Origin of the sequence: Rhizobium altiplani (genome assembly GCF_001542405.1) — a bacterium.
Lineage (GTDB): Bacteria > Pseudomonadota > Alphaproteobacteria > Rhizobiales > Rhizobiaceae > Rhizobium > Rhizobium altiplani.
In genome coordinates this window covers 124,942-150,328 of record NZ_LNCD01000085.1, presented here as the reverse complement: position 1 = coordinate 150,328, position 25,387 = coordinate 124,942, and the positions used below count along the sequence as shown (strand labels likewise).

The 25,387-nt window shown below is 61.2% G+C and carries 26 protein-coding genes and 1 pseudogene; 7 read left to right on the top strand and 20 right to left on the bottom strand.

Annotated features, from left to right (window positions below; translation table 11 throughout):
- Nucleotides 1–108 precede the first annotated feature (108 nt).
- Nucleotides 109–672: a methylated-DNA--[protein]-cysteine S-methyltransferase gene (locus tag AS026_RS20605; RefSeq protein WP_062371431.1), complete on the top strand. Its 564-nt coding sequence runs from the start codon at nucleotides 109–111 to the stop codon at nucleotides 670–672.
- 32 nt (nucleotides 673–704) lie between these two features.
- On the opposite strand, the gene guaA is transcribed toward AS026_RS20605, so the two are convergent.
- From guaA to AS026_RS20590, 3 genes are all read right to left on the bottom strand, one after another.
- Nucleotides 705–2,267 (bottom strand): glutamine-hydrolyzing GMP synthase, encoded by a 1,563-nt coding sequence (gene guaA / locus AS026_RS20600; RefSeq protein ID WP_018855201.1) that lies wholly within the window; start codon nucleotides 2,265–2,267, stop codon nucleotides 705–707.
- A gap of 93 nt (nucleotides 2,268–2,360) precedes the next feature.
- Nucleotides 2,361–2,999 (bottom strand): 5'-methylthioadenosine/S-adenosylhomocysteine nucleosidase, encoded by a 639-nt coding sequence (locus AS026_RS20595; RefSeq protein WP_062371429.1) that lies wholly within the window; start codon nucleotides 2,997–2,999, stop codon nucleotides 2,361–2,363.
- Entirely contained in the window at nucleotides 2,996–3,445 is a 450-nt protein-coding gene (locus AS026_RS20590) for a PaaI family thioesterase (protein ID WP_025658634.1), read from the bottom strand. The genes AS026_RS20595 and AS026_RS20590 overlap by 4 nt, the downstream gene beginning before the upstream one ends.
- A 241-nt stretch (nucleotides 3,446–3,686) precedes the next feature.
- Between AS026_RS20590 and AS026_RS20585 the strand changes: the two genes are divergently transcribed.
- Nucleotides 3,687–4,763 (top strand): glycoside hydrolase family 25 protein, encoded by a 1,077-nt coding sequence (locus AS026_RS20585; protein WP_062371427.1) that lies wholly within the window; start codon nucleotides 3,687–3,689, stop codon nucleotides 4,761–4,763.
- A 44-nt stretch (nucleotides 4,764–4,807) separates the two neighbouring features.
- Nucleotides 4,808–5,383, top strand: coding sequence for a dienelactone hydrolase family protein (locus AS026_RS20580; protein ID WP_062371425.1), 576 nt, complete (start codon nucleotides 4,808–4,810; stop codon nucleotides 5,381–5,383).
- On the opposite strand, the gene AS026_RS20575 is transcribed toward AS026_RS20580, so the two are convergent.
- The 7 genes from AS026_RS20575 to AS026_RS20545 form a co-directional block, all read right to left on the bottom strand.
- Nucleotides 5,380–5,832 carry a TspO/MBR family protein gene (locus AS026_RS20575; protein WP_018855196.1) on the bottom strand — a complete coding sequence of 151 codons (453 nt, stop codon included), beginning with the start codon at nucleotides 5,830–5,832 and terminating at the stop codon, nucleotides 5,380–5,382. The two genes, AS026_RS20580 and AS026_RS20575, sit on opposite strands and share 4 nt — an antisense overlap.
- 61 nt (nucleotides 5,833–5,893) lie before the next feature.
- Nucleotides 5,894–6,982, bottom strand: coding sequence for a DUF1513 domain-containing protein (locus AS026_RS20570; protein WP_062371423.1), 1,089 nt, complete (start codon nucleotides 6,980–6,982; stop codon nucleotides 5,894–5,896).
- 4 nt (nucleotides 6,983–6,986) lie between these two features.
- Nucleotides 6,987–8,084 carry an imelysin family protein gene (locus AS026_RS20565; RefSeq protein WP_062371421.1) on the bottom strand — a complete coding sequence of 366 codons (1,098 nt, stop codon included), beginning with the start codon at nucleotides 8,082–8,084 and terminating at the stop codon, nucleotides 6,987–6,989.
- A complete protein-coding gene (locus AS026_RS20560; protein WP_062371418.1) occupies nucleotides 8,084–9,622 on the bottom strand; it encodes a di-heme oxidoreductase family protein in 1,539 nt (512 codons plus the stop codon). The genes AS026_RS20565 and AS026_RS20560 overlap by 1 nt, the downstream gene beginning before the upstream one ends.
- Nucleotides 9,623–9,669: 47 nt before the next feature.
- Entirely contained in the window at nucleotides 9,670–10,950 is a 1,281-nt protein-coding gene (locus AS026_RS20555) for an imelysin family protein (RefSeq protein WP_062371415.1), read from the bottom strand.
- A gap of 340 nt (nucleotides 10,951–11,290) precedes the next feature.
- Complete coding sequence (locus AS026_RS20550; RefSeq protein ID WP_062371412.1) at nucleotides 11,291–12,580, bottom strand: RsmB/NOP family class I SAM-dependent RNA methyltransferase; 1,290 nt, start codon at nucleotides 12,578–12,580, stop codon at nucleotides 11,291–11,293.
- Between the two features lie 153 nt (nucleotides 12,581–12,733).
- On the bottom strand, nucleotides 12,734–13,096 hold the full coding sequence (locus tag AS026_RS20545) for a septal ring lytic transglycosylase RlpA family protein (RefSeq protein ID WP_018116842.1): 363 nt from the start codon (nucleotides 13,094–13,096) through the stop codon (nucleotides 12,734–12,736).
- 597 nt (nucleotides 13,097–13,693) lie between these two features.
- On the opposite strand from AS026_RS20545, the gene AS026_RS20540 reads away from it, so the two are divergent.
- Complete coding sequence (locus tag AS026_RS20540; RefSeq protein ID WP_062371411.1) at nucleotides 13,694–14,908, top strand: MFS transporter; 1,215 nt, start codon at nucleotides 13,694–13,696, stop codon at nucleotides 14,906–14,908.
- Between the two features lie 7 nt (nucleotides 14,909–14,915).
- On the opposite strand, the gene AS026_RS20535 is transcribed toward AS026_RS20540, so the two are convergent.
- The 3 genes from AS026_RS20535 to AS026_RS20525 are packed head-to-tail and all read right to left on the bottom strand — an operon-like array spanning nucleotide 14,916 to nucleotide 17,641.
- Nucleotides 14,916–15,788 carry an SDR family oxidoreductase gene (locus AS026_RS20535; protein ID WP_062371409.1) on the bottom strand — a complete coding sequence of 291 codons (873 nt, stop codon included), beginning with the start codon at nucleotides 15,786–15,788 and terminating at the stop codon, nucleotides 14,916–14,918.
- Nucleotides 15,788–16,936 (bottom strand): tRNA epoxyqueuosine(34) reductase QueG, encoded by a 1,149-nt coding sequence (gene queG / locus AS026_RS20530; protein WP_062371407.1) that lies wholly within the window; start codon nucleotides 16,934–16,936, stop codon nucleotides 15,788–15,790. The genes AS026_RS20535 and queG overlap by 1 nt, the downstream gene beginning before the upstream one ends.
- Before the next feature lie 12 nt (nucleotides 16,937–16,948).
- Nucleotides 16,949–17,641: a glutathione S-transferase family protein gene (locus tag AS026_RS20525; RefSeq protein WP_018116838.1), complete on the bottom strand. Its 693-nt coding sequence runs from the start codon at nucleotides 17,639–17,641 to the stop codon at nucleotides 16,949–16,951.
- Nucleotides 17,642–17,890: 249 nt separating this feature from the next.
- Between AS026_RS20525 and AS026_RS20520 the strand changes: the two genes are divergently transcribed.
- Complete coding sequence (locus AS026_RS20520) at nucleotides 17,891–18,688, top strand: undecaprenyl-diphosphate phosphatase (protein WP_018116837.1); 798 nt, start codon at nucleotides 17,891–17,893, stop codon at nucleotides 18,686–18,688.
- A 106-nt stretch (nucleotides 18,689–18,794) separates the two neighbouring features.
- On the opposite strand, the gene AS026_RS42385 is transcribed toward AS026_RS20520, so the two are convergent.
- The 7 genes and pseudogenes from AS026_RS42385 to dnaN form a co-directional block, all read right to left on the bottom strand.
- Complete coding sequence (locus AS026_RS42385) at nucleotides 18,795–18,947, bottom strand: hypothetical protein (protein WP_007799501.1); 153 nt, start codon at nucleotides 18,945–18,947, stop codon at nucleotides 18,795–18,797.
- 282 nt (nucleotides 18,948–19,229) lie between these two features.
- Nucleotides 19,230–20,210: a complex I NDUFA9 subunit family protein gene (locus AS026_RS20515; protein ID WP_018116836.1), complete on the bottom strand. Its 981-nt coding sequence runs from the start codon at nucleotides 20,208–20,210 to the stop codon at nucleotides 19,230–19,232.
- 112 nt (nucleotides 20,211–20,322) lie between these two features.
- Complete coding sequence (locus tag AS026_RS20510) at nucleotides 20,323–20,610, bottom strand: DUF1330 domain-containing protein (protein ID WP_018116835.1); 288 nt, start codon at nucleotides 20,608–20,610, stop codon at nucleotides 20,323–20,325.
- Between the two features lie 27 nt (nucleotides 20,611–20,637).
- Complete coding sequence (pyrF, locus tag AS026_RS20505; protein WP_062371405.1) at nucleotides 20,638–21,330, bottom strand: orotidine-5'-phosphate decarboxylase; 693 nt, start codon at nucleotides 21,328–21,330, stop codon at nucleotides 20,638–20,640.
- Between the two features lies 1 nt (nucleotide 21,331).
- Nucleotides 21,332–21,920: pseudogene (locus tag AS026_RS20500) on the bottom strand (histidine phosphatase family protein).
- Between the two features lie 4 nt (nucleotides 21,921–21,924).
- On the bottom strand, nucleotides 21,925–22,518 hold the full coding sequence (gene pmtA / locus AS026_RS20495; RefSeq protein WP_018116832.1) for a phospholipid N-methyltransferase PmtA: 594 nt from the start codon (nucleotides 22,516–22,518) through the stop codon (nucleotides 21,925–21,927).
- Between the two features lie 117 nt (nucleotides 22,519–22,635).
- The gene (gene dnaN, locus AS026_RS20490) at nucleotides 22,636–23,754 is read right to left on the bottom strand and encodes a DNA polymerase III subunit beta (RefSeq protein WP_018116831.1); all 1,119 of its coding nucleotides are present in this window, start codon (nucleotides 23,752–23,754) and stop codon (nucleotides 22,636–22,638) included.
- 270 nt (nucleotides 23,755–24,024) lie between these two features.
- Here dnaN and rsmI point away from each other — a divergent pair, with 270 nt between their 5' ends.
- Nucleotides 24,025–24,927 (top strand): 16S rRNA (cytidine(1402)-2'-O)-methyltransferase, encoded by a 903-nt coding sequence (rsmI, locus tag AS026_RS20485; RefSeq protein ID WP_062371403.1) that lies wholly within the window; start codon nucleotides 24,025–24,027, stop codon nucleotides 24,925–24,927.
- Entirely contained in the window at nucleotides 24,917–25,318 is a 402-nt protein-coding gene (locus tag AS026_RS20480; RefSeq protein WP_062371401.1) for a YraN family protein, read from the top strand. The genes rsmI and AS026_RS20480 overlap by 11 nt, the downstream gene beginning before the upstream one ends.
- Nucleotides 25,319–25,387: the final 69 nt, after the last annotated feature.

The window sequence follows — 25,387 nt, the reverse complement described above, 5'->3', positions numbered from 1 at the left end:
TACGGGCGAGCGATCGACGGGAGCAAGCTCGTGTGACGCAAGAAACGGGTTGAATTCGGGCCGCGACGGCACGATCTTCGGAGAAGAGCAGCAGGGAGGCAATGACCCATGCAACAGGCAATGCATCACTATCTGATTTTCGAGACGAGCGGTGGCTTCTGCGGCATCGCCTGGAATGATGTCGGCATTACGCGGTTTCAGCTGCCGACGTCGAGTGCCGACGCAACCGAGCGATTGCTCCTTCGCCGCATTCCCGGCGCCGAGCCGGCGAAGCCGACGGCTGCCGTTGCCGAAGCTGTTGCCGCAGTGAAGCGCTATTTCAGCGGAGAGCCGACGGACTTCTCAACCGTGAAGGTCGATCTCGCTGGTCAGGATGCCTTCTTCAGGCAGGTTTACGATGCTGCCCGCCAGATCGGCTGGGGCCACACGACCACCTACGGTGCGCTCGCGAAACAACTCGGCGTAGGGCCGGAGGCCGCCCGCGACGTCGGCCAGGCGATGGCGAAAAATCCGGTCGCCTTGATCATCCCCTGCCATCGCGTGCTAGCGGCCGGAAACAAGATCGGAGGATTCTCCGCGCCCGGCGGCTCAACGTCCAAGCAGAGGATGTTGGAGCTCGAAGGCGTTAGCCTGGCGCCGCCAAAGCCGGTGCAGCAGTCACTTGATTTCTGATGGATGTCGCCTCGATTGAGGCGACTCTCAAATCATTCCCACTCGATGGTTCCGGGCGGCTTCGAGGTCACATCATACACGACACGATTGATGCCGCGCACCTCGTTGATGATGCGGGTTGCGGCGCGGCCGAGGAATTCCATGTCGTAGTGATAGAAATCCGCAGTCATGCCGTCGACGGACGTCACGGCGCGGAGCGCGCAGACGAACTCGTAAGTGCGGCCGTCGCCCATGACGCCGACGGTCTGGACAGGCAGCAGCACGGCGAAGGCCTGCCAGATGGCGTCGTAGAGGCCGGCCTTGCGGATCTCGTCAAGATAGATGGCGTCGGCTTCGCGGAGAATCTCCAGCTTTTCGCGGGTGATGCCACCCGGGCAGCGGATCGCGAGACCCGGACCCGGGAAGGGGTGGCGGCCGATGAACGAGTCGGGCAGGCCGAGCTCCTTGCCAAGCACGCGCACTTCGTCCTTGAAGAGTTCGCGCAGCGGCTCGACGAGCTGCATGTTCATGCGCTCGGGAAGGCCGCCGACATTGTGGTGCGACTTGATCGTCACCGACGGTCCGCCGGTGAAGGAAACGCTTTCGATCACATCAGGATAGAGCGTGCCCTGGCCGAGGAAGTCGGCGCCGCCGAGCTTCTTGGCCTCTTCCTCGAAGGTCTCGATGAACAGGCGACCGATGATCTTGCGCTTGGTCTCTGGATCGGAAACACCCTCGAGCTCGCCGATGAACTTGTCGGATGCGTCGACGTGGATGAGGTGCAGATTGTAGTGTTCGCGGAACATGGCGACGACGTTGGCCGCCTCGTCCTTGCGCATCAGTCCGTGGTCGACGAGCACGCACGTGAGCTTGTCGCCGATCGCTTCGTGGATCAGTAGTGCTGCGACCGAGCTGTCGACGCCCCCCGAAAGGGCGCAGAGGACGCGCTTGTCGCCGACCTGCTCGCGGATCGCTTCGACCGCCTTCTGGCGATAGGCCGACATCGACCAGTCACCTTTGATGCCGGCGATGTTGTGAATGAAGTTACCGATCAGCTTGGCGCCATCGGGCGTGTGCACGACTTCCGGGTGGAACTGCACGCCATAATATTTGCGCTTCTCGTCGGCGATGAAGGCGTAAGGCGCGTTCGGCGAAGTCGCGACGACCTTGAAGCCTTCAGGCAGCGCCGTCACGCGGTCGCCATGGCTCATCCAGACCTGATGGCGGGAGCCCTTCGACCAGAGGCCTTCGAACAGTTGGTTGTCTTCATCGACTTCGAGGAAGGCGCGACCGAATTCGCGGTGATGACCGCTCTCGACCTTGCCGCCGAGCTGCATGCACATCGTCTGCTGGCCGTAGCAGATGCCGAAAACGGGCAGGCCGCTGTCGAAGATGATCTGGGGTGCGCGGGGCGAGCCTTCATCAACCGTCGAGGCCGGGCTGCCGGACAGGATCACGGCTTTCGGCTGCAGGCGCTTGAAGCCTTCTTCGGCGGACTGGAAGGGAACGATCTCGCAGTAGACACCCGTTTCGCGCACGCGGCGTGCGATCAGCTGGGTTACCTGGCTGCCGAAATCGACGATGAGGACGCTGTCTGGATGTGCTGTCTGGGTCATGGCGAGCCTTTAATGAAAAGCACCCGGTCTTGCAATGCGCGAAATCCCCCGGCCGAGGATTTTATTGTGCTGATTGTCCCTATCCCGCAGGGGTTAGAACCAGAATACGCCGTCTTCCAGCGCCGTAAACAGGCTGTCGACGGCATAGGAAAGCTTGCGGTCGATGACGTGCAGGTATTCTGTCCAGCCGGAAATGTGCTGCAACTCTTCGACACCGTCGGAAATCCCGCGCAGGCCGATCAGCGGCAGTTCGTAAGCCTGGCAGGCGCGCAGGATTGCGAAGGTCTCCATGTCGACCATATCGGCGGCGATACCATTATAGGCCTGCCCGGACACGACGTTGCCGCCGGTCGACAGGCTTGCCTCCGGAATGCCTGGGATTCTAAGCGGCAGGTCGATGGTGGCAGGGAGATCGAGGAACGGCGTGCGCCCCTTCTCGAAACCGAGTGGCGATGCATCCATGTCGCGATAGGATACGGAGGTGGCCTGATAGACCTCGGTCTGCTCGAGCTTTGCCGAGCCCGCCGAGCCGAGCGAAACGACGAGGTCGGGCAACTCATCGGCCTGCGCTAGTTGCGCCAGCGCCCGGGTGAGGACGATTGCCGCCTCGACGGGACCGACCCCCGTCATCAGCGGCTCGAAGCGGGAGCGTAGGAACGGACCGTACTCGGCCTCCGCCGCCATCACGAAGAGAATGGATTTGCCGGCGACCGATTTCAGCTCAAACTTCATCCCGAAATGCCCTCTCTGCCACGGATGATCATCATGGTGCTTGTCATGGAAGCGATCAGCTTTGCCGGTCCGTCGCCGATCGCATAGCCGCGCCCGTCCGCAACGATGATGTTCGATCCCGGCTTGGTGATTTCGCCCCTGAAGAGGAAGCGATCGCCACGGCCTGGCGACAGCAGGTTGACTTTGAATTCGATCGTCAGAACGGATGCCTCGGCGTCGATGACGCTGTAGGCCGCCAAGCCGCAAGCGGAATCGAGGGCAGCGGAGATCACGCCGGCATGCAGAATTCCGTGCTGCTGGGTGAGCTTGACGTCGAAAGGCAGCTCGATCTCCACCAACCCCCGCCCGACGCGGGTCAGTTCGGCGCCGAGCGTATGCAACGCCGCCTGGCGGGTAAAGTTCTGGCGGATTCGCTCGTGGAAATCGCCGCTGTCGTTGTCGGTCATCGTCGCGCCTTTCTTGCGATCGCGAAAGTGGCATGCTGCGCCGCATCAGACAAGCGCTTCCCGGAAATCAGTTGGCAGAGTGCTCCCGTGCCATGCGGTCGCTTGTCTGACGCGCATGCAAGTGCCGGGCGTAAAGATTGGATTCAGTCTTTTTTGGTAAATCTCCGTTAGCCATTGCTTTTCGATGGGTCCCTGGCGGCAGCGAATCTGTCGTCGACAATTGTTTTGCGTGCGGGTTCTTATGCGTCTATTGGCTGCGCCAGCTTTCTTCCTTGCTTGTCTCGCCTTGTCGGGCTGCACGTCCAGTTTGGGACCGGACAGCCTTGTCGCGGGAATCCCGTCGCGGGAGACGACCAGCTCGGTCGCACGCCCAAGCGCGCCCGTGCCGGCCAGCGTCATGCCGGCGAGCCCTGTTCCCTCAGCTGATGTCGCCGAGGCGCCAACGCCAGCCGCGCCGCAACAGGAGGAATTGGCCTGGGCCGGCCCGGTGCCTCAGCCGCAAGCCTTCACACAACAGGCCGGAGTGGCCACCGCTCCCGTGCCGTCGGAAAGGCCGATGGCAACGGCAGTGCCAGCCGTCCTGACGCCCGCAGCGCCCGAAATTGACGAGACGCCGCGCACACGTTCGCGGATCTACAGTCATCGTTTCCGCGACGTCAAACCGATCAATTTCGGCTCTTCCTCGCCCAGGAAGCTTGCCGTCCATGGCGTCGACGTTTCGCGCTGGCAGGGCGACATCGACTGGGACAAGCTGAGAACGCAGGGTGCGAATTTCGTCTACATCAAGGCGACCGACGGCGGTGACCATCTCGATCCGATGTTCCGGAAGAACTGGCGCGACGCCAAGCAAGCTGGGATGAGGCGGGGCGCCTATCACTTCTTCTATTGGTGCCGCACGGCGGGCGAACAGGCGGACTGGTTCATCCGCAACGTTCCCCGCGAAGCCGGGGCTCTGCCACCAGTCATCGACGTCGAATGGAACGGCGAGTCGAGCTGCAAGCGGCGGGTCTCGCCCGAGAAGGTTCGTGAGAAGATGCAGGTCTTCATGGACAAGCTCGAGCAGCACTATGGCCAGCGGCCGATCATCTACACCGCGCCGGACTTCTATCGCGACAACCTCAAGGGCGCCTTCCTGAACTATCCCTTCTGGCTGCGTTCGGTTGCAGCCCACCCGTCGAAGGTTTATCCCGGACGCCGGTGGGTATTCTGGCAGTATTCGGGCTCCGGCATCTCGCACGGCGTTGATGGCCGCATTGACCTGAATGTGTTCCACGGCAGCGAAGCCGACTGGCACGACTGGGTCGCCAGATCGGACTGAGGTGCTGCTCGTCTCGCCCGCGCGAAACAACCGGGAGGTTCGCCATGGCAGAGGTTGTGCTGTTTCACCACGCGCTTGGATTGACGCGAGGCGTCATCGCTTTTGCTGGCGATCTGCGGGCCGCCGGGCACGTCGTACATACGCCTGACCTGGTTGCCGGCCGGACGTTTGACACGCTGGAACAGGGCGTGCAGCACGCCCAGGAGACCGGCTTCGGCGAGATTATCCAGCGTGGAGCCCGCGCCGTGGATGGCCTTGCAGCCGATCTCGTCTATGTCGGGTTTTCCCTGGGAGTGCTCCCGGCACAATATCTGGCTCAGACGCGTGCCGGTGCGCGGGGTGCGATCTTCCTTCACGCCTGCTTGCCGCGTTCGGAATTCGGCTCGGCCTGGCCGAAAGGCTTGCGGGCTGAGATCCATGCCATGGACGCCGACCCGTTCTTCGTTGGAGACGGTGATATCGAGGCGGCGAAGGCGTTGGTTGCCGAGTCGGCGGATGTCAGGCTTTTCCTCTATCCGGGGGACGCGCATCTTTTTTCCGATCGGTCGCTCGCCGCCTTCGATCCAGCGGCGGCAGCCGTTCTCGAACGGCGCGTGCTCGATTTTCTCGCTGATCGCTAGTTCAAATAGACGATCGCGGCGTTGAGCAAGGTCGCGAAGCCAACCCAGGCTGCATATGGCACGAAGAGCAGGGCGGCGGTCCGATCCGAATTCCAGCGGTTTGCGGCAAAGGCGAGGATCAGTCCGAGCAACAGCACAATGACGACGAGCGAGGCCGACAGCATTCGCAGGCCGAAGAAGAACGGCGACCATAGAAAGTTCAGCACCATCTGCCAGGCCCAGATAAGCATGCCGACAGACAGATGCCCGCGCAACCACGTCCGTGCCCCGGCAATACCAATCAAAACATAGAGGGTGAGCCAGACAGGCCCGAATATCCAATCAGGTGGATTGAACGGCGGCTTGGCGAGAGATTGATACCATTCCTCCGGCAGATTGTTGACGCCGATGGCGAGCCCCCCGCCGAGCGCGATGGCGACGAAGACGACGTAGGTCAGGGCTTTGCTCATTCGCCGGAAATAGGGCGGCTGGACTCTCCAGCCAGATCGCTAGCGATCTTTTGCGCACAATTCAGACGGCCGCAATGCGCACGATATGCTGGTCCCAGGTAACGTCGCTCTGCGTCGACAAAAATCCGCCTTCATAGGATGACACGGCAAAGCCGGCCTTGGCTGCGGCAATCCCTGCCGCATCCGGCACAATCTCTTCACGAAGCACGCGTCCGCTCTTCGCATCGATCGTCACGGACGCGCCGCCCTTGGGAGACGTGACGCCGACGAGCCCTTCACCGCGATTGATTGCGATCGCGCCGACATAGTTGGCAAGCCGGCGTGTCGTCTCCTCCGGCAGATCGACGAAGCGCAGGTCTTCGCCTTTGGCAAAGGAGCCGACGAGCGGCGGCAGGTCGTTGCGGTGCCCTTCATACTGGCAGGCAAACCAGATGCGGCCCCTCGCGTCGACATCGACGTGTCGGGTGGAGAGCTGCACCCACTGCGATGGGAGGGAGTGTTTTTCGATCAGGTCTCCGGTTGCCGCATCGATCAGCGTCAGCGAAGGCTGCATATTGGAGAGGTTGAGCTTGGCGCGGCCGAAATCCGGATGCGTTTCAATGCCGCCATTGGCAACGATCAGCATGCGCCCGTCGTCGGACACGGTCATGTCATGCGGACCGACACCGTAGGTCTCGAACTCTCCTATGCGCTCAAAACGCCCGGTCGCATCGTAGAGGCCGATCATGCCGCGGTTGGCGTCGAAGGCGTTCTCGCTGGCATAGAGAATCCGGCCGTCCGGCGAGAAGGCGCCATGGCCATAGAAGTGGCGCCCCTCGGCGGCTGCAATGGTGATCGGCTCGTTTTTGCCGCGGGGATCGAAGATCATCGCATAGGTGCCGGGGCGGCGCGCAAAGGCGACGGTTTTTCCCGTCGCGTTGCTGAAGGCCATGCCATGGGCGCGTGCCGGAAGGGCAATTTGATCGACGATCTCGCCGCGCTCCGTGACCGTCGCAACGGCGTAGGATCCGTTCGCGGTCCGCATCCCTGACGCATAGATCGCATCCGCGCGCTCAAGTGCCATGAGCGCTCGCGGCTGTAGGGCAGCCAGGAAAGTCAGCCCGGCCGCCTTGACGAAACTGCGCCGATCGATCGCGGAGCTATTCCACATGGGTTCAGTCGCCGTCCGAGAAGGAGAAACCCGCTGAAAGGCCGATTGCCGCGCCATAGTCATCGCTGATCTTGGTGATCAGCTCGCGCGTGCTGACCAGAAGAGCATCAAGCTTTGCCCTCTCGGCGTCGCTTGTTGCAACTTCGATATCGGGGTTGACCTTCTGCAACGCCTCAAGCAGCGACTTCAAATTGGCATCGATCGTGTCGGCGATCGGCTTCTTGTCGGCTGGCAAGAGCTCGGCCATTCCGGCTTTTTGCCAGAGTGTGCGAAGTCCCTCGACGTTGGCCGTCATCGACTTCCAGGTGTTCCCGGAGCGCCAGTAGATCGCCATGCGTGGACGAGGCGTGGCGTCCTTGCCCTTGTAGAACTGCTCGAGCCGCTGATCGCGAACGGTCTCCGCGCCATGAACGAGGATGCCGAGCAAAGCGGTTATGGCCTCCTTGTTGTCCATGAAGTCTTCGCTTTGCGGGCCGGGATGCTTCCAGCTTCCCTGCACGCCGTCGGGCTTTTCCCAGGCCGCGACGACCTCGCCCGCCTCACGCTGGATGTTACCGGCAATCGCAGTGCCGTAGAGGCATCGGAAGCTGTTCTTCTGCGTCGTCAGGTCTTCCGAACCGGTGCCGTGGAGCACGTATTCGAGCGCAGTCAGCCCCTGCAGCGCGACGCTCTTGCCGGCGATTGCATCTACAGTCGTATCCTTGGGATCGGCTTTGGCGATCAGAGCCTGAACCTGCTTCAGGGCGACGCCCTTGCGATCGGGGTAGAACAGGATGTGCTCGAAGAGATTGTCCTGTATCACTGGTCCAGTCTGAACGATTTCAATGACCGACCAATAGCGGATCATGTCGTCGAGTGCTGACCGCGCCTTGTCCAGCTTCTGCTGCGTCGCGTCCTCGCAGAGGTCCTTCATCGCCGTTGTCAGGCGTGCTGCCGATTGCTGGGCATTGCGATAGCCTGGGCGGATCACCTCATCGACCGCCCGCTGCATGACTCCGGAGACCGCCTCCTCGTTCAGACCGGCTTGCGGTGCGGGAGGAGTCTGGGCGAAGGCAGAAGTAGCAAGGACAAGGGAGAGGACAAGAGGTTGCCAAAGGCGCATCAAAGGGACTCCAGGAATGTAATCAGTGCCTGCCGGTCATCCCCGGGCAGGGATGCGAAAGCGTCACGCGCCTTTTCAGCCTCGCCGCCATGCCAGAGAATCGCTTCGGTGAGATTTCTGGCGCGGCCGTCGTGGAGGAAAAAGCTGTGCCCGGTGACAGTCTGGGTCAGACCTATACCCCATAGCGGCGGCGTGCGCCATTCACGTCCGTTCGCGCTCCCGACTTGTTGTCCGTCCGCGAGACCCTCGCCCATGTCGTGCAGCAGGAAGTCGGAATAGGGCCAGATCAGCTGGAAGGCTTGAGCCTTGTCGACGCTGTCGCGCCGCGTGACGAACTTCGGCATGTGGCAGGAAATGCAGCCGCTTTGGTAGAAGATTTTCTTGCCCTGAAGGGTCGCGGGGAAGCTCGTCTTGCGGCGGGCAGGAACGGCAAGGTTGGCCGAATAGAAGGTGACGAGGTCGAGGATCGGGCCGGGGGCCTCCTCCTTGCCAAGCCGCTTCTGCACGCCGGTCGGCATCTTCCCGCACTTGGCTTCAGCTTCTGTGCAATCGCCATGCGGGTCGGGTCGGTCCGGCGTCGAAATGCCAATGTCATTGGAGAAGGCATCCGCGCTCTGGTCGCGCAGGCTCGCATTCTGTGCCTTCCAACCGAAGCGCCCGAGCGCAACTTTGCCGGTGCGATGGTCGCGTACGATGGCCGCCTTGCCGTGGATGCCGTCGCCGTCCGCATCGTCCGGATCGGCGTGGGCAAGGATGTCCGCTTCAGGGATGGCCTCGATCAGCCCGAGCCCGATCATCGCCGGCGCAACGCGCGGCGAGATCGTCGTTGTTGGGTCGAGTGGCCCATAGCCGAGGTCGGTCACTTCGTATGTCGGACGGCGGAGCGAGATGGTCTCGCCGTCGCCGAGCGTCACGGGCTCCTCGGTGTAGCGGATAGCCATCTTGCCCTCTGAGGGAAGCCCTGGAATCGCAAGATCCTGCAACTGGTGGCCGTAGATTGGGTCCGGGAAATTGACGACTCCGGCGCTGGCAATCGCCCGCTGCTCATCAGGCGTTGTCGCCGGGCGCGACAGGCGCAGGAACATCGAGGTGGCACTGACGCCACCTTCCGGCGGCTTGCCGCGGCCGTCGTTCAAGTGGCAACTCAGGCAGGAGCGGGCATTGAAGAGCGGCCCCAGACCATCTGAGGCCTGCGTCGAGGAAGGGGCGGAGACCCAGAGCTTCTTGAAAAGGGCATTTCCGAGCCGGAACGGCTGTTCTTCTTCAAAGGGGATTGTCGCCGAGATATGCGAAAAGGAATCCTGCGTGACCGGATCGATGGAGGTGGCGCCGCCGGCCTGCATCGCTTCGTATTGCTCGGCCTTGGAAAAATCGGTGGCCGGCCGCGTGACATCGGCGACGCGTTTCATATCCGCGTCGGAAAGGTCGCTTCGTTTCGTCGGAAGATCGAACCCGGATGCCAGCGCAACGGAGAATCCGGCAATCGCGGCGCAAAATGCTGCGCAACTGAGAAGACGACGAGCCGGTCTGGGAGGCATTCGAGAGTTCGGGCCGCTGCGTCGAACGAAGCGGCCCGCCTTTTCACTTATTGGAAGACCGCGCCAGGATTATCCAAGCTGTCGGAACCTTCAAGCTTCACCGTGCCGAGATCGAGTGCGGCAATAACGCGCTGCACTGTCTTGGTCTGGTCGACGAGACCGTCGATGGCGGCCTGAACGACGGCGTTGCCCTTCTTGTTGCCTTCGCCGATCATCTGGTCGTACTTCTCGACGTTCAGACCGCGCTTCGCCATGACATTCATTGCCTTGAGCGTCGCGTCGAGTTTGGCCTGCATTTCCTTGTCGAGCTTCTCGTCCTTGGCTGCGACGAGATCGTGCAGCGACGGTCCCTTCATCTTCGTGCCGTCGACGCGGGTGTAGTCGCCCGTGTAGGCAGCGGCGATGCCGATCGCGTCGTTGAGGTGCGAGTTGAAGGTGTTGTCCGAGAAGCAATCATGCTCTTCTTCCGGATCGTGCAGCAGCAGGCCGAGCTTCATGCGCTCGCCGGCCAGTTCACCGTAGGAGAGGGAGCCCATTCCGGTCAGAATGGCAACGAGACCGGCTTTCGGATCGGCTTCGACATGCTTGGTGGCTTCGCCCTCCGGAGCCCAGTTGTTAGTCATTTCCTGAAGGTCGGAGACCAGCAGCGTCGAGGCGGACTTCAGATATTCGGCACGGCGATCGCAATTGCCGTGCGTGCAATTCTTCAGGTCGTAGTCCGTGGCAGGGCGGTTGCCAGCTCCGGGACCGGTGCCGTTCAGGTCCTGGCCCCAGAGCAGGAATTCGATGGCATGATAGCCCGTTGCGACGTTGGCTTCGACGCCGCCGGCTTCGGCCAGCGTGCCGGACAGGAATTCAGGAGTCAGCTTGGACGCGTCGACATCCTTGCCGTCGATCTTGATCGTCTTGTTGGCGATGACATTGGCGACGTAGAGCGCGTTCTCGTCGCTCTCGGTGCCGTAGGACGCATCGACGTAATCGATCAGGCCTTCGTCGAGGGGCCAGGCGTTGACCTTGCCTTCCCAGTCGTCAACGATCGGGTTGCCGAAGCGATAGACTTCCGTCTGCTGGTAAGGGATGCGTGCCTTGATCCACGCGGCGCGGGCAGCCTTCAATGTCTTGTCGGTCGGGTCCTTGAGCAGGGCGTCGATTGCCGCGTCGAGGGCCTTGGCCGTCGTCAGCGAGTCTTCGTATTTGGCATGCGCAACGTCGGCGTAGTGTTTTACAACTGCAGCAGCATCCGGGGCCGCGTAAGCGGGAATGGCCAGCAGAGCGGCTGGGGCCAGCGCCAGCGCCACGGCTGCGCGGAAATTCTTGTTGAGTTTCATGATCCTCTCCTGTGCGGACTTTCCGTCTGAGGTCCGACGAAAAATCTCTTCGCCCAAAAGCAAACTGGTGTCAAACACTCTAGTTTGGAATGATTTTAAGTGTATTCGCGCGGTCTGACGAACCTCTTGTTGTTTTGACACCCCCTGCTTCTCCGTCATTCCGGCCTTGAGCCGGAATCCAGCCCGCCGCGCGTCTGCGGGGCTGAAGAGTTTTTCGCGATCAAGGACTTGATCGCGCTGGATACCGGCTCGAGGCCGGTATGACGGCGATGGGTATCTCGCCCCCAGAAAATCAATTGAGTTGACGGCTTTGTCAGAAGTCTGCCGGCTGAGCGAGGGCTCAGCCTTTCCTCTGCATGCGGCAGAAGAAGAAACCGTCCGTATCGGTGGAGGCGGGTGTCAGCGTGACGGTCTTGCCGTCGGACGAACGAGGACGTTGGCTGTCCTTTCCGAACAGTCCATCCCACGCAGGCAGGGCGCTGACAATCTCGTAGTCGCCGTTTTCTGCGGTGAAACGCCGGACCTGCGCCTCGTTTTCCTGCGGCAGCACCGAGCAGGTCACGTAGATCAGTTCTCCGCCCGGACGGACAAAGGCGCTCGCCTGCTTGAGCGCGTCCTGCTGCTGGGTCGTGCGCTCGTCGAGGTTCTTCGCGGTCAGGCGCCACTTGGTGTCGGGCCGCCGCCGCCAGGTCCCGGTTCCCGTGCATGGCGCATCGACGAGCACCTTGTCGCAGCGATCGCTCAGGCTCTTCAGAGCCTTGGCGTCATCGTGCACCTGGACATTGCGCGTTCCGGCACGCTTCAGCCGTTCTATGATCGGCGCGAGCCGCTTGCGGTCGGCATCATAGGCGTGAACCTGGCCCTTGTTGTGCATCGCCGCCGACATGGCGAGCGTCTTGCCGCCACCACCGGCACAGTAGTCGAGAACCTGTTCGCCGTCTTTTGGGAGCACGAGATCGGCAACGATCTGCGACCCCTCGTCCTGCACTTCGAACCAGCCTTTCTGGAACGAAAGCTCGGCGGTCACATTTGGCAGCCTTGAGGCGCCTTCGCCGGCGGGAATCCGGATGCCGTAACGCGCGATCGCCGCCTCTTGTGCGCCGGCTCTTTCGAGCGCCTTGACTGTCTTGTCGCGGGTCGCCTTCAGGATGTTGGCGCGCAGATCGAGGGTCGGACGCCCGGCGAGGGCCTGCGCCTCGACGATCCAGTGATCGCCGAAGGCGCTTTCAAACGAGGGCTGGACCCATTCGGGAATATCGCCCTGGATGTGAGCGGGCGCGTCGGCCAGCTGGCGGCTGTTGAAAGCGGAAAGCTGAGCTTGCGAAAGCGGGCTTGGTGCGAACTTGTCGTCTGCGAGTTCCGCGGCGAGGCTTTCTGGCGTGAAACCCCATTGCCGGAACATCACGGCGTGGGCGATAGCGGATGCGCTGTCATCGTCCATCAGCCAGGCGTGGGAGAGGCGCATGCGAAGGGCATCGTAGACGATATTGCCGATCGCGGCGCGATCGCCCGATCCGGCAAACCGATGGGCAAGACCCCAGTCCTTCAATGCATCGGCGACAGGCCGTCTGCGGGCATCGATATCTGCAAGAACCGAAATCGCCCCTTCGAGCCGACCGCCCAACCGCATTCAAACAGCTCCTATCGCCTGGATCAAAATACCGGGCTTGTGAACAATCCGCAGGAAGCGCGACAGACGCAGCGGATAGTACACAAGTCTAGACCGCGTCGTAGACGCGATTGGCGGCAAGAGCAAGCGACCCGTTCGTGTACGGGCGAACGCTTAGCCTATGACTTCGTAGCAGACCTTTGCCGTGCCACTGCTGACCATGCCAATGTTCTGGGCGGCAGCGCGGGAGAGATCGAGGACGCGGCCGCGAATGAATGGGCCACGATCATTGACGCGGACGACGACGCTGCGTCCGTTTTTGCTGTTGGTAACTTTCAGCTTCGTGCCAAATGCCAGCGAACGATGTGCTGCAGTATTGATGGTCGGGTTCATCCGTTCCCCGGAGGCGGTTTTGGAGCGAAGTGCGTACCATGAAGCGCCACCGCAACCATTTGCAGCAAATCCTTCAACGGGAAGGATAGTAGAGCAAGCTGCAATTGTTGCTGCGGCGATGACAGAACGGCAGATTTTCTTCAAAACGGATTGTCCCCTCAATTGTTGAACTCACGCCTTGTGGGCGGTGGGAGGGTTGAATCCGGCCAAGTGTGGCGAAAAAGTGCCCCCAATTATCACGGAATATTACAAAGTGTAATATACGTGATGGCTAGATGCGCGGCATGTGCGCCACAGAAAATCGAATGATTAGGAAAAAAGATAATGAAATCAAGTAAAATTAGAACGTTTTTTGCAAGGCCTGATCCACGCAACCAAAGATCACAAAATTAACGAAAATAATTTTGCGCGATTGCCATAATTAGTGCCTCATTTGCGCAAATTCAGAGGCCGTTAACCATAATCCGGCGCTATATTATATGCGCCGAATGGAGGAAGTAGAAATTTCCTACCCTGAAACCGCGCTATTTGTGATCGACAAATACAATCGCAAGACGAAAAGTCTGCCGCCCGCTCTCGCCCCGCAGGCAAGTCGTGATATGCAAGTCGACGGAAGTCGCTGCGGCATAGCATTAAAAACGCCCCGGGCGTGTCCAAAACGGTGACATTCAAACGTCTTTAGCTTGCAAGCGCGCAAGCAGTGCGCGCCTCATTCAAATTGGGCAGGGAGGCTGCGAAATCATGAGCATACCTTATCGTTGGATCATTGTTTCTGCCGGGGCGTTGATGACTTGCGTTGCACTCGGCGCGATGTTCTCCCTGGCAATCTTCCAGGAGCCAATCGCGACCGAGACCGGCTGGTCGCACGCTGGCATTGCGAGCGCGATGACACTTAATTTCATTGTCATGGGGATTGGCGGTTTCCTGTGGGGCACTGCGAGCGATCGCTTCGGCGCGCGGGTTGTCGTTCTGATCGGTGCTGCCGGCCTTGGCCTGGCCCTTGTGTTGGCAAGCCGCGCGGAATCGCTTCTGCAGTTTCAGCTGACCTACGGGATTTTGGTCGGGCTTGCCGCCAGCACCTTCTTCGCGCCAATGATCGCGACGACGACCGGGTGGTTCGAGGAGAACCGCAGCCTCGCCGTCTCCCTTGTCTCTGCCGGCATGGGTGTCGCGCCCATGACGATCTCACCTTTCGCACGCTGGCTCATTTCTGCCTATGATTGGCGAACCGCGATGCTGCTGATCGGCATCACTGCCTGGGTCCTGCTGCTTCCGGCAGCCTTGCTGGTTCGGCGCCCGCCGGCAGAGGCAGGGGACGGCGCGACCGCCACTGCAACAAGCGGGGAACAGCCTTCGCTCTCGCGGGTGTTCCGATCGCCACAATTCATTGTGTTGGGGCTGACGTTCTTCGCCTGCTGCGCTGCGCATTCCGGTCCGATCTTTCACATGGTCAGTTACGCGACGATCTGCGGCATAGCGCCAATGGCCGCCGTCAGCATCTATAGCGTCGAGGGACTTGCGGGGCTCGGCGGCCGGCTTCTCTATGGCGGGCTGGCCGACAGGGTCGGGGTGAAGCCGGTCCTCGTCGCCGGTTTGCTCGTCCAGGCGATTGCGCTTGCGACCTACCTCTTCGTCAGCAGGCTCGGCGAATTCTACGCCCTCGCCATTATCTTCGGCAGCGCCTATGGCGGCGTGATGCCGCTCTATGCTGTTCTGGCGCGAGAATATTTCGGGCCGCGCATCATCGGTACGGTGTTCGGCGCGGCGACGATGCTCTCCAGCCTCGGGATGGCCTTCGGTCCTCTTATCGGCGGATGGATCTTCGACACCTTTGACAACTACTCGTGGCTCTTCATCGGATCCGCTCTGGTCGGGCTCGGCGCAGCCGCAATAGCCCTCGCATTCCCGCCGCTCGCACGGGTAAAGGCCGAGCCGGCGCTCGGCGTCTCGATTTGAGGCGTCGCTATCCTCGCCAGCTGTTGCTCTGCATCAGCTGCGCGAGCGAGGCGGGATAGGTCGGGAAGGCGAAGATAAAGCCCGCCGCCTTCAGCTTGGCGTTCGAGACCCGCTTGTTCTCGCCGTAGAAGGACCGCGCCATCGGGGTGAGCTCGGCAGTTTCGAAGGGCTGCTCCGGCGGCGGCTCGACGCCCAGCAGCCGGGCTGCTTCGACGATGACTTCCTGAGGCGGGCCGGGCAGATCGTCGGTCACATTATATATGCCGCCGAGCCCACGGTCGGCGAGGAACCGCGTCGCCGCGCCGATATCCTCAACCCGGATCCGGTTGAAAACCTGATCCTTCTTGATCAATCGCCGTGCGGTACCGCGTTCCAGATTGCAAAGGGCATTGCGGCCTGGCCCGTAGATACCGGAGAGGCGGAGAACCGCCGCCGGAACATTGATGGCGGCGCCGATGGCCATCCAGCCGTCTTCTGCTTCCAGCCGCTCCTTCGAGCGGCCGGAAACCGGCGTGCAGGGCATTTCTTCGGTGACCCAATTTCCCTTGTGATCGCCATAGACGCCGACCGTCGAGAGATAGCCGATCCACTGGAGCTTGGGCATCATCTCCTTCAGACGGTCGCCAGCGAGCCTGATCAGCGCATCACCATTATCGCGCGGCGCAATGGATTGGACGAGATGGGTCGCGCCCCGCATCGCCTCGCTCAATTTCTCGTCCAGCACGTCGCCGTCAAACACGAAAGCGTCGATGCCCTGGCCACGCAGGGCAGCTGCCTTGTCTTCCGAGCGCGTCGTACCGGAGACACGCGCGCCGTCCGCCATGAAAGCCTTGGCGATCGCCGTGCCCGAATAGCCGCAGCCGAAAATCATCACTTGCATCAAACTGCTCCCGCCAGGCGCCATTCACTCAGGACATCGCTATCCGACTCATCTGGCCTTTGTGCCGCAAAGGCAGAAAATTCGCCAGCCTCGAGAAGGCGCGACAAGGCCCAAATTGCCATGCCGCGTACGACCGGGGAGGGATCCTCTGACAGTTTCCGACACTGCTCGACAAATCGGCGATCGTTCGAATTGCCGGCGGCAATGAGCACATTGCGGATGAACCGATCGCGGCCGATACGCTTGACGGGCGAGCCGCTGAAGAATGTGCGAAAGGCGGCATCATCGAGGCCGAGCAGATACTCGATCGATGGCTCCTTCAAGTCCTCCCGGGCCTGCAGCTTCATCTCGGAGGCCTCGTGGGCAAATTTGTTCCATGGGCAGGCGGCGAGACAGTCGTCGCAGCCATAGATCCGGTTGCCGATCAGGGACCGCAACGCCGGGTCGATCGGTCCTTTGTGCTCGATGGTCAGGTAGGAGATGCAGCGCCGTGCGTCGATCTGGTAGGGACCGGGAAAGGCTTTCGTCGGGCAGATATCGAGACAGGCGCGGCAGGAGCCACAGTGGTCAATCTCCGGCGCATCGATGTTCAGATCCGCGGTCGTGAACATCGAGCCGAGGAAAAGCCATGATCCGTGCTCGCGGCTGACGAGGTTCGTATGCTTGCCCTGCCAGCCGAGGCCGGCCGCTGCCGCGAGCGGTTTTTCCATCACCGGAGCCGTGTCGACAAAGACCTTCACATCCGCCCCGGCGCGCGCCGCAAAGCGTGTTGCGATCTCCTTCAATCGCCCCTTGATGATGTCGTGATAGTCGCGATTGCGCGCGTAGACCGAGATTGCAGCCTTGTCGGGTTTTGTCAGAATCTCGCGCGGATCTTCATCCGGTCCGTAATTGAGGCCGAAGACGACGATCGACCGGACGTCGCTCCAGAGCGTGCGTGGATCGCCGCGCCTGTCGCGGGTCTCCGCCATCCACTCCATCGTTCCATGCCGCCCGGCGTCAATGAATTCGCCGAGCCGCTCCTTGGCTTCCGGTATGGCGTCGGGTCGCGTGATGCGACAGAGGTCGAAACCCAAGGCCTTCGCCTCCGACCGAACGAAGGCGGTGAGGGTATCGCGGCGTTTCTGGTCCTTGTTTTCCATGGCCATTGAAGGCCCTCGTCAGAAATCCAGGTCGGCGTAGTGCGAAACCGGGGTCAGGCCCCGCACGCGCTCGGTGAGCAACGGCCGGAAGGATGGACGCGACTTCAGGCGCTGATACCACTCCTTGACGAGAGGAGCTTCAGACCAGTCGATTTCACCGAGATAGTCGAGAATGGAAACGGCCGAGGCAGCAGCGAGATCTGCATAGCTCATGCGGTCGCCGGCCAGCCACTGTCGGGAGCCGGCAAGCCAGCCCAGATACTTCATGTGCTGGCGGATATTCGCCCGCGCCGTGCGGAGGATCTTGGAATCAGGCGCGCCGCCGCCCTGGTCCGCCGTCATCTGCAGCTTGTAGACCCGCTCGCGGGCGAGCGGCTTGGTCACGTCTGTTTCCATCTTCTGCATGAACCATTCCGTCAGCCGGCGAATCTCGGCGCGCTGGAATGGATCTTCCGCCAGGAGCCGGCGATCACGCTTGAGCACGCCGTGCGTCTCGTCGAGATACTCGGAGATCACAGCCGCGCCGCACAACGCCCGCATGCTGTCATCGACATAAACCGGCAGGGTTCCGGCCGGGTTGAGCGCGAGGAAATCCCGGCGCTTTTCCCAGGTCTGCTCCTCGATCAGGTCCGCCTGATAGCCGTACTCCGTCAGGATCAGCCGAACGAAGCGTGATGCGGATGACATGGGATGATGATAGAGCGTGGGCATTGATTCTCGGATTTTTTGAGGTGTGTGGCATGTTGCGGGAGCGCGATGATCATAGCGCCCTAGTCATGACTTATTCGTTGAAGCTATAGGAGCTTGGCCCTTTCAATACAAGCGAGTCGGGTAGCCAACTCCCTGACAAAGGAGGTGGGCGTGCTCGAAAAACGGATTTTTGTTTTCCCGCCCTGCCTTCGTCACTTCCGGACGCCATAACCCCAATCAAAGCCCGACCAAACTCCACGGAGAGAATGTATGGATTATGTGAACTCTATAATTCTAGGCATAATAGAGGGAATTACCGAGTTTCTGCCGATTTCGAGCACCGGCCACCTTATCATCGCTGAGCAATGGCTCGGCCACCGGTCGGACATGTTCAACATCGTCATTCAGGCGGGCGCGATTCTCGCCGTCACCATTATTTACTGGCGTCGCCTCCTGGATCTCGTCCTGGGCTGGCGTGATCCGCGCAATCGCACTTACGCGGCCAAGCTGATTGTCGCGTTTCTCATCACGGCGATCCTCGGACTGGTCGTCAAGAAGCTCGGCTTCCAACTGCCGGAGAATGCGACGCCGATTGCCTGGGCGCTGATCATCGGCGGCATCTGGATGATCTTTGCCGAATGGGCCGCCGCTCGTCGACCGCCTCATAAGGAGATTACCTGGCTCGTCGCCATCTTGGTCGGTATTGCCCAGGTGGTGGCCGGCGTCTTCCCGGGAACGTCGCGCTCCGGCGCCACGATTTTCGTTGCCATGCTGGCCGGCACCGGCAATCGCGCCGCCGCGACCGAATTCGCCTTCCTGGTCGGCATCCCGACCATGTATGCCGCAAGCGGCTACGAACTGCTGAAGACGTTCAAGGATGGCGGGGCTGCAAACGAGGATTGGACGAGCCTCGGCATCGCTTTCATCGTCTCGACGATTGTTGCGTTTATCGCCGTGAAATGGCTGCTGTCCTACATCAGGAGCAACCGGTTTACGGTGTTTGCAATCTACCGCATCATTCTCGGCGCTATCCTGCTCGGCATGGCGGCATTAGGCATGATCGCCTGAGACGCACTTGATCGACGCATCCGAGTCCTTGTGGCGCGGATGCGGATCAGTTCCACTACCGAAAGCAAGGCAAGAAAAAACCGGCGTGAAGAGCGCCGGTTTTTTATTATCGGCTAATCGAGCCGGTCTCGCAGGGATCGACACCGTAGGCCGGCGAGCACTCACCCTTCACCGCTGCAACCGATCCGGGCGCAATGAAGGAGCCTGCCAGAATAACCAGCGCCGCACACGCAAACAGGAGCGCGATTGACCTACCCATTGAAGAAAGCCTTTCAAAAGTCGTTAGTGCGCCGTCAAGGCGCTGAGTCCATTGGGAAACGCGCGGGGTGTGTAGTCAGTGGAATGACAAATAGCAATAAATGTTCCTGCTAAATTTGGTGTTAATTCCGCTAATTTTTACGTGCGACTTTTATGCAACGAGTGCCGGTCTGCTACAGGGAAAAAAGCGTTCACAACTTCTGCGATTCTGAAAAAACCTTCCACGAGAAACGCCGCCCGTGAAGGTCGCGAGCGGCGTGTTGCTTTGGGAAGGTCGCAGCTCTCAGGCCGCCTTGCCCGATCCGGTGTACTGCCCGTGCGGACGGTACTGCACGAGGTAAGAGCCGATGACCGAGTTCACCAGCGTCGGTGTGACGCCGATACCCTTCAGCGTCCGGCCTTCGGTTTCCGCTTCCTTCGAAACGACATTGTCCTTCTTCAGCAGACGCACCTGGTCGGAGGTGATCGGCGGTGTGACGAACGGAATGAGCGAGGCGATGCTGCCGATGAGCGAGGCAATGCCAAAGGGAAGCGAAACCAGACGATTTTTGCGCCAGGTTGTCTTGAGCATGACCTCGAGACATTCGCGGAAGGTCAGCACCTCGGGGCCACCAAGCTCGTAAACCTGGCCCGCGGTCACCTTGCCCTCGACTGCCTTTGCCACGGCTTCGGCCACGTCGACGACATAGACCGGCTGGAACTTCGTCTTGCCGCCGCCGACCAGCGGTAGCGCCGGCGCGATGCGCGCCATGTCGGCAAACTTGTTGAAGAAGCTGTCCTCGGGACCGAAGACGACGGACGGGCGGTAGATGATGGCATCCGGCTTGATCGCGTGGATCGCTGCCTCTGCGCGGCCCTTGGTGCGGGCGTAGGCTGAATCGGAGTGCGCGTTTGCGCCGATTGCCGAGATGTGGATCAGCTTGGCGCCGACGCCGCGAGCGGCTTCAGCGACAGCACGTGCGCCAAACTCCTGAACCGCCTCGAAGGAATTGCGGCCGGCTTCGTGCAGAATGCCGACGCAGTTCACGACAAAGTCGGCGCCCTCGACGGCACGGTCGATGGAGTTGCGGTAGCGCAGGTTTGCCTGAACGAAGGAGATCTGGCCGACATTGCCGAGCGGCTGCAGGAAGCCGGCGAGATCCGGGCGGCGAACGGCGACGCGGATGCGATAGCCGCGCTTTGCCAGTTCACGGACGACGTGCCTGCCGATGAAGCCGGACCCTCCGAACACGGTAACGAGTGGCGGCAGGTTGGCAAGGGTCATGACAGGCTCCTCGAAAGGCTCGGTTGTGTGGTCGATCTGGTTTCGTCTTAGACCAATCACGACGCGACGAAAAGGGTCATCGCGCGGCAGATCTCACGGCTGAGAACTCGTCTTAGATGCCTTCGACGACGATCATTTCGGCGTCGGCGATTTCCTGGCGGATTTTCGCAGCGATCTGGTATTCCGGCGAATTATAGCAATCGACAGCGTGCTGCATCGAGGGAAACTCGATCACAACGTTGCGTGCGCGGGACTTGCCCTCGAGCTCGGTGATCGCGCCGCCCCGGGCGAGGAAGTTGGCGCCATACTTATCGAAGGCCAGCTTTCCTGCTGCGACGTAGTCCTTGTAGCGCTCGACATCACGAACATCGACGCGTGCGATCCAATATGCCTTTGCCATTTCAGGTCCTCCCTGTTTGTCAGATTATTAAAGGGCCGCCGACATTTCGGCGAGGATTGCGCGAGCCGCTTCGCGGGGATCGGCTGCCTTCACGATCGGGCGGGCAACGACCAGATGGCTGGAGCCGGCCTTCAGTGCGTCAGCCGGCGTCATCACGCGCTTCTGGTCGCCCTTGTCGGCGCCGGCGGGGCGAATGCCCGGCGTGACGAGCGCCATATCGGGGCCGATGATCTTGCGCACAGCCGCCGATTCCTCTGCGGAGCAGACGATGCCGCCCATACCGGCGAGGTGGGCCTGTTCGGCGCGGCGCAAAACCAGTGTATGCGGATCGTATTCGTAGCCGGCTGCGACCAGGTCCTGCTCGTCCATCGACGTCAGTACGGTCACGCCGAGCAGGCAGAGGTCGGAGCCCTTGGCGGCCTCGACGGCGGCCTTCATCGCCTTCGGATAGGCGTGCAGCGTCAGCATCGACATGCCCATCTTGACAATGTTCTCGACACCCGATGCAACCGTGTTGTCGATGTCGAGCAGCTTCATGTCGAGGAAGATCTTCTTGCCGCTCTTGGCAAGATCGCGCGCAAATTCCAGGCCGCCGGCAAAAGCCAGCTGATATCCGATCTTGTAGAAGACGACGTCGTCGCCAAGCGTATGGACGATCCTTTCGGCCTCGCCAAGTGTTGGAACATCCAGCCCGACGATCAGGCGTTCGCGTACGTCCATCTCACATCCATCCCTGCCACTCTTCGATAGGCGTCCAGTCGCACGACGGGCGTCGATCCGCAAGGCTGAAACAGTAGAGATTGCCACCGCCTCCCGGTTGATCGCCATCACGCCGGATAGGGCGGCCCTCAAGGTGGCACTTGAGCAGCGTGCCGACGCCTCCATGGCCGACGAATGCGATGGGAAGGGCGGGATTGTGCGACGCGAGGATATCTGTGACGGCGGAAACGATACGCCGCTGGGCGTCGATCGCGCGCTCCCAGCCTTTGAAGCTCGCCTCGGGATGTGCAAAGAACCAGTCGGCCGCCTTCTCGAACTCGGGGGGGCGGCATGAAACCGGTCGCCGAGCGGTCGTTCTCATGCATGTCGTGTACGATCTCGACGGTCACGTCCGCTGCGGCTGCAAGGATCTCGGCAGTCTCGATCGCCTTTGTCTCGTCGCTGGAAACGATGCGGCGCAGCTGCTTTGCCCAGCGGCGTTCGGCGGCCTTGTGGGCGCGTGCGGCGCCGATCTCCGACAGCCCCCATTTCGGCACGGGAACCGCTGCGTCGATCCTCACCTGCGGATGGGTGACGTAGAGGCCGAACACCGGGTCAGCCGCGTCGGTAGATCCAGAGCTGTGCCGGCGGAATGTTGCGGACGATAAAGTCGAAGTGCTGGATATGGTAGCGATCCGGCCGCGCGATGATCGGCGACACCGGGCCGTAGGAGATCTGGACAACGGGGCGGCCTGCCGGCAAGCGGTCGAGCAGGCTTTCGAGCAGCGCGATGCGCGCCTGCATCGGGAAATTCAGCAGCGGGACGGCGGATACAACGGAATCGAACGTCTGATCCTTCATCGATCCGAGCGTCTTGTCGAGATTGAACGCATCGCCGTTGATGAAGTTCACGCCCGGATAGAGCCGGACCAGGTGCTCGTAGAAATCCGTCGAATATTCGACGGCGACCAGCTTCTCGGGTTTCACGCCGCGACCAAGAATGGCCTTGGTGATTGCGCCGGTACCCGGGCCGAGCTCAAGGACCGGCAGTCCCGAATGCGGGTTGATGACGCTTGCCATCTTGCGGGCCGTTATGGAGGAGGTGGGAACAATCGAACCGACAGTCTTCGGCCCCTGCATCATTCCTTTGAAGAAGCGGATTTCTTCATCGAATTTTTTGCCCAGCCGTTCCTTTAGGCGCAACGCCATGCCCGTCCTCCTAGATATGCAACAAAGCAGCCCGCTCTCTAATTGCAGTCAGTTCCGCCGAAAAACAAGGCCTGACGTCGCAATTGGCAAAGTTTGCACCGTAGATGCGACGCGCGGCTAGACGCGCATCGGCATCAGCACATAAAGGGCATCGTCGCCAGCCGTGTCGCGAATGAGCGTCGGCGAGCCGGCGTCGGCGAGCAGGAAGATCGCTTCATCGCCAGAAAGCTGCGCGGTGATATCAAGCAGGTATTTGGCGTTGAAGCCGATTTCCATCGAGTCGGTGTCGTAGCCGACCGCGACTTCTTCGGTTGCGCTGCCGGAATCCGGATTGTTGACGGTGAGCAGCAATTGGCCGTCGGAGAGGGCGAGCTTGACGGCGCGACCGCGCTCAGAGGAGATCGTCGACACGCGGTCGACGGCCTGAGCGAACGTCGTGCAATCGACGCGCATTTCCTTGTCGTTGTTGGTCGGGATGACGCGCTGGTAGTCCGGGAACGTGCCGTCGATGAGCTTCGAGGTCATAACGATCGAGCCGATGCTGAGGCGGATCTTGGCGTCCGAGACTTCCACGGTCACCATCGCATCAGGCACATCGACGAGCTTCTGCAGTTCGCCGACGGTCTTGCGCGGGATGATGATGCCGGGCATGCCCTCCGAGCCGGATGGTGCATCCACGTCTGCGCGGGCGAGGCGGTGGCCATCGGTTGCGACGGCACGCAGCTTCAGGTCGCCCTTGCTCTCGATGGTGTGGAAGAAGATGCCGTTCAGATAGTAGCGGGTTTCCTCGGTCGAGATCGCGAACTGGGTGCGATCGATCAGCATCTTGAGATCGGTCGCCTTCAGTTTGAAGGTATGGCTGAAGGTGCCGGCGGTGAGGTCAGGGAAGTCCGACTCCGGCAGGCACTGCAACGAGAACTTGGAACGACCGGACTGGACGGTCATCGAGCCGCCGTCGGTGCTGGTCGCCAGCAGAACTTCGGAGCCATCAGACAGCTTGCGCACAATGTCGTAAAGAAGATGGGCGGGGACCGTAGTGGCGCCGGCCTGTTCGACATTCGCAGGCGTCGCTTCGGTCACTTCGAGATCGAGGTCGGTCGCCTTCATGTCCAGATTCTGGCCGTCGGCGCGCAGCAGGATGTTGGACAGAATCGGGATCGTGTTCCGGCGTTCGACCACGCGATGCACGTGGTTCAGCGACTTCAAAAGGTTGGACCGCTCAATTGTAATACGCATGGGATGCTACCGCTTTCGACCGTTACTGCTTGAGCGCGCATGTTGCGCGCCGCAAGGAATGCCTTTGCCCAAAAGGGACCATAGAGTGGATAGGCAAAATGGCAGGATTTTGAGACCGATTGCAAGAGGCGCGAATGGCCGCGCCAGTGCATTTGCCGTTTTCCGGTGCAATGCACACAGAAATTGCTGCGGCCTTGCCGAACGGCGGGGTCTCGCCCATAAAAGCGGAAACCAGAGGAGAGTATCGATACCTTGAGCAATGACGATGTGATGGCCGATGGCGGCAGGCAACGCAGCTTCCGCCTGCACAATATGTCCGTTCCGGCACGACCGTTGGAGCCGGCGCTTTACCTCGTTGCGACGCCGATCGGCAATCTCGGCGACATCACGCTGCGTGCGTTGGAAACCCTTGCCGGCGCCGATGTGCTGGCCTGCGAAGACACGCGCGTCACCCGCGTCTTGCTCGACCGTTTTGGCATTCAGAACCGCCCCTATGCCTATCACGAACACAATGCCGACGAGGCTGGTCCGCGGCTCCTTCAGGCGCTGGAGGCCGGCAAGTCAGTCGCTCTCGTCTCGGACGCCGGAACGCCCCTGGTCTCCGATCCCGGCTATCGCCTCGCACAGAGCGCCATCGAGGCCGGCTATCGCGTCGTGCCGATCCCCGGTGCCTCGGCACCGCTTGCGGCTCTCGTGGGTTCCGGCCTGCCGAATGATGCGTTCTTGTTCGCCGGTTTTCTGCCGACCAAGGACAAGGCCCGTCGCGATCGGCTGGCGGAGTTAGAGGCGGCCCCCGCGACGCTGATGTTCTTTGAATCGCCGCATCGCATTGCTGCGACCCTTGCCGCCGCCGCCGATGTGCTCGGTGCAGACCGGTCGGCTTGCGTCTGTCGCGAACTGACCAAAGCCTTCGAAGAGTTTCGCCGCGGCACCCTAGGGACGCTGGCTGCCCACTACGCCGATGTCGACAACGTCAAAGGCGAGATCGTGTTGGTCATAGGTCCGCCTCCCGAACGGGTGGTCGAAGCTGCCGATGTCGATGCGATCTTGGCCCATCTGGCAAGAACCCTGCCGACCTCCAAAGCGGCAGCCGAGGCATCGAAGCTGACTGGCGTCTCCAAGAAGGAACTCTACCAGCGGCTTCTCGACATGAAGGGCGGCGATGGGCGATAGGGCTGCTGCTGCCGACCGCCGCAGGGCGCTCGGTCGGGGCCAGGTCTCCGAGTATCTCGCTGCTCTTTATCTTATGCTGAAGGGCTATCGCATCGTCGCGCTGCGCTATCGCACCAAGCTCGGGGAAATAGACATCATTGCAAAGCGCAACCTGGCGATTTTTGTTGAAGTGAAGGCGCGGCGCGAGGAGATGAGCGCGATCGACGCCGTGTCTCCTACAGCGCAAAACCGCATCAGAGCGGCCAGCGATCTGTGGCTACAGCGACAACGCGATTATGCTTTGCTTTCGTGGCGTTACGACATCGTGGCCATCCTGCCCGGCCGCCTGCCGCGAACTTTCCGAATGCCTTCTGACGTCATTGCAATCGCGTGCAAAAGGATCCGGCTGTAACAGTCCTGTCATGAAACCATCAAGGAGGCGTCATGGAAGGCCTCTATTGCACTCCTCACCCCAACAATT

Coding starts and splice junctions, on each gene's coding strand:
- AS026_RS20605 (WP_062371431.1), top strand. CDS start 109: ATGCAACAGGCAATGCATCACTATCTGATTTTCGAGACGAGCGGTGGC.
- guaA (WP_018855201.1), bottom strand. CDS start 2,267: ATGACCCAGACAGCACATCCAGACAGCGTCCTCATCGTCGATTTCGGC.
- AS026_RS20595 (WP_062371429.1), bottom strand. CDS start 2,999: ATGAAGTTTGAGCTGAAATCGGTCGCCGGCAAATCCATTCTCTTCGTG.
- AS026_RS20590 (WP_025658634.1), bottom strand. CDS start 3,445: ATGACCGACAACGACAGCGGCGATTTCCACGAGCGAATCCGCCAGAAC.
- AS026_RS20585 (WP_062371427.1), top strand. CDS start 3,687: ATGCGTCTATTGGCTGCGCCAGCTTTCTTCCTTGCTTGTCTCGCCTTG.
- AS026_RS20580 (WP_062371425.1), top strand. CDS start 4,808: ATGGCAGAGGTTGTGCTGTTTCACCACGCGCTTGGATTGACGCGAGGC.
- AS026_RS20575 (WP_018855196.1), bottom strand. CDS start 5,832: ATGAGCAAAGCCCTGACCTACGTCGTCTTCGTCGCCATCGCGCTCGGC.
- AS026_RS20570 (WP_062371423.1), bottom strand. CDS start 6,982: ATGTGGAATAGCTCCGCGATCGATCGGCGCAGTTTCGTCAAGGCGGCC.
- AS026_RS20565 (WP_062371421.1), bottom strand. CDS start 8,084: ATGCGCCTTTGGCAACCTCTTGTCCTCTCCCTTGTCCTTGCTACTTCT.
- AS026_RS20560 (WP_062371418.1), bottom strand. CDS start 9,622: ATGCCTCCCAGACCGGCTCGTCGTCTTCTCAGTTGCGCAGCATTTTGC.
- AS026_RS20555 (WP_062371415.1), bottom strand. CDS start 10,950: ATGAAACTCAACAAGAATTTCCGCGCAGCCGTGGCGCTGGCGCTGGCC.
- AS026_RS20550 (WP_062371412.1), bottom strand. CDS start 12,580: ATGCGGTTGGGCGGTCGGCTCGAAGGGGCGATTTCGGTTCTTGCAGAT.
- AS026_RS20540 (WP_062371411.1), top strand. CDS start 13,694: ATGAGCATACCTTATCGTTGGATCATTGTTTCTGCCGGGGCGTTGATG.
- AS026_RS20535 (WP_062371409.1), bottom strand. CDS start 15,788: ATGCAAGTGATGATTTTCGGCTGCGGCTATTCGGGCACGGCGATCGCC.
- queG (WP_062371407.1), bottom strand. CDS start 16,936: ATGGCCATGGAAAACAAGGACCAGAAACGCCGCGATACCCTCACCGCC.
- AS026_RS20525 (WP_018116838.1), bottom strand. CDS start 17,641: ATGCCCACGCTCTATCATCATCCCATGTCATCCGCATCACGCTTCGTT.
- AS026_RS20520 (WP_018116837.1), top strand. CDS start 17,891: ATGGATTATGTGAACTCTATAATTCTAGGCATAATAGAGGGAATTACC.
- AS026_RS42385 (WP_007799501.1), bottom strand. CDS start 18,947: ATGGGTAGGTCAATCGCGCTCCTGTTTGCGTGTGCGGCGCTGGTTATT.
- AS026_RS20515 (WP_018116836.1), bottom strand. CDS start 20,210: ATGACCCTTGCCAACCTGCCGCCACTCGTTACCGTGTTCGGAGGGTCC.
- AS026_RS20510 (WP_018116835.1), bottom strand. CDS start 20,610: ATGGCAAAGGCATATTGGATCGCACGCGTCGATGTTCGTGATGTCGAG.
- pyrF (WP_062371405.1), bottom strand. CDS start 21,330: ATGGACGTACGCGAACGCCTGATCGTCGGGCTGGATGTTCCAACACTT.
- pmtA (WP_018116832.1), bottom strand. CDS start 22,518: ATGGCGTTGCGCCTAAAGGAACGGCTGGGCAAAAAATTCGATGAAGAA.
- dnaN (WP_018116831.1), bottom strand. CDS start 23,754: ATGCGTATTACAATTGAGCGGTCCAACCTTTTGAAGTCGCTGAACCAC.
- rsmI (WP_062371403.1), top strand. CDS start 24,025: ATGGCCGATGGCGGCAGGCAACGCAGCTTCCGCCTGCACAATATGTCC.
- AS026_RS20480 (WP_062371401.1), top strand. CDS start 24,917: ATGGGCGATAGGGCTGCTGCTGCCGACCGCCGCAGGGCGCTCGGTCGG.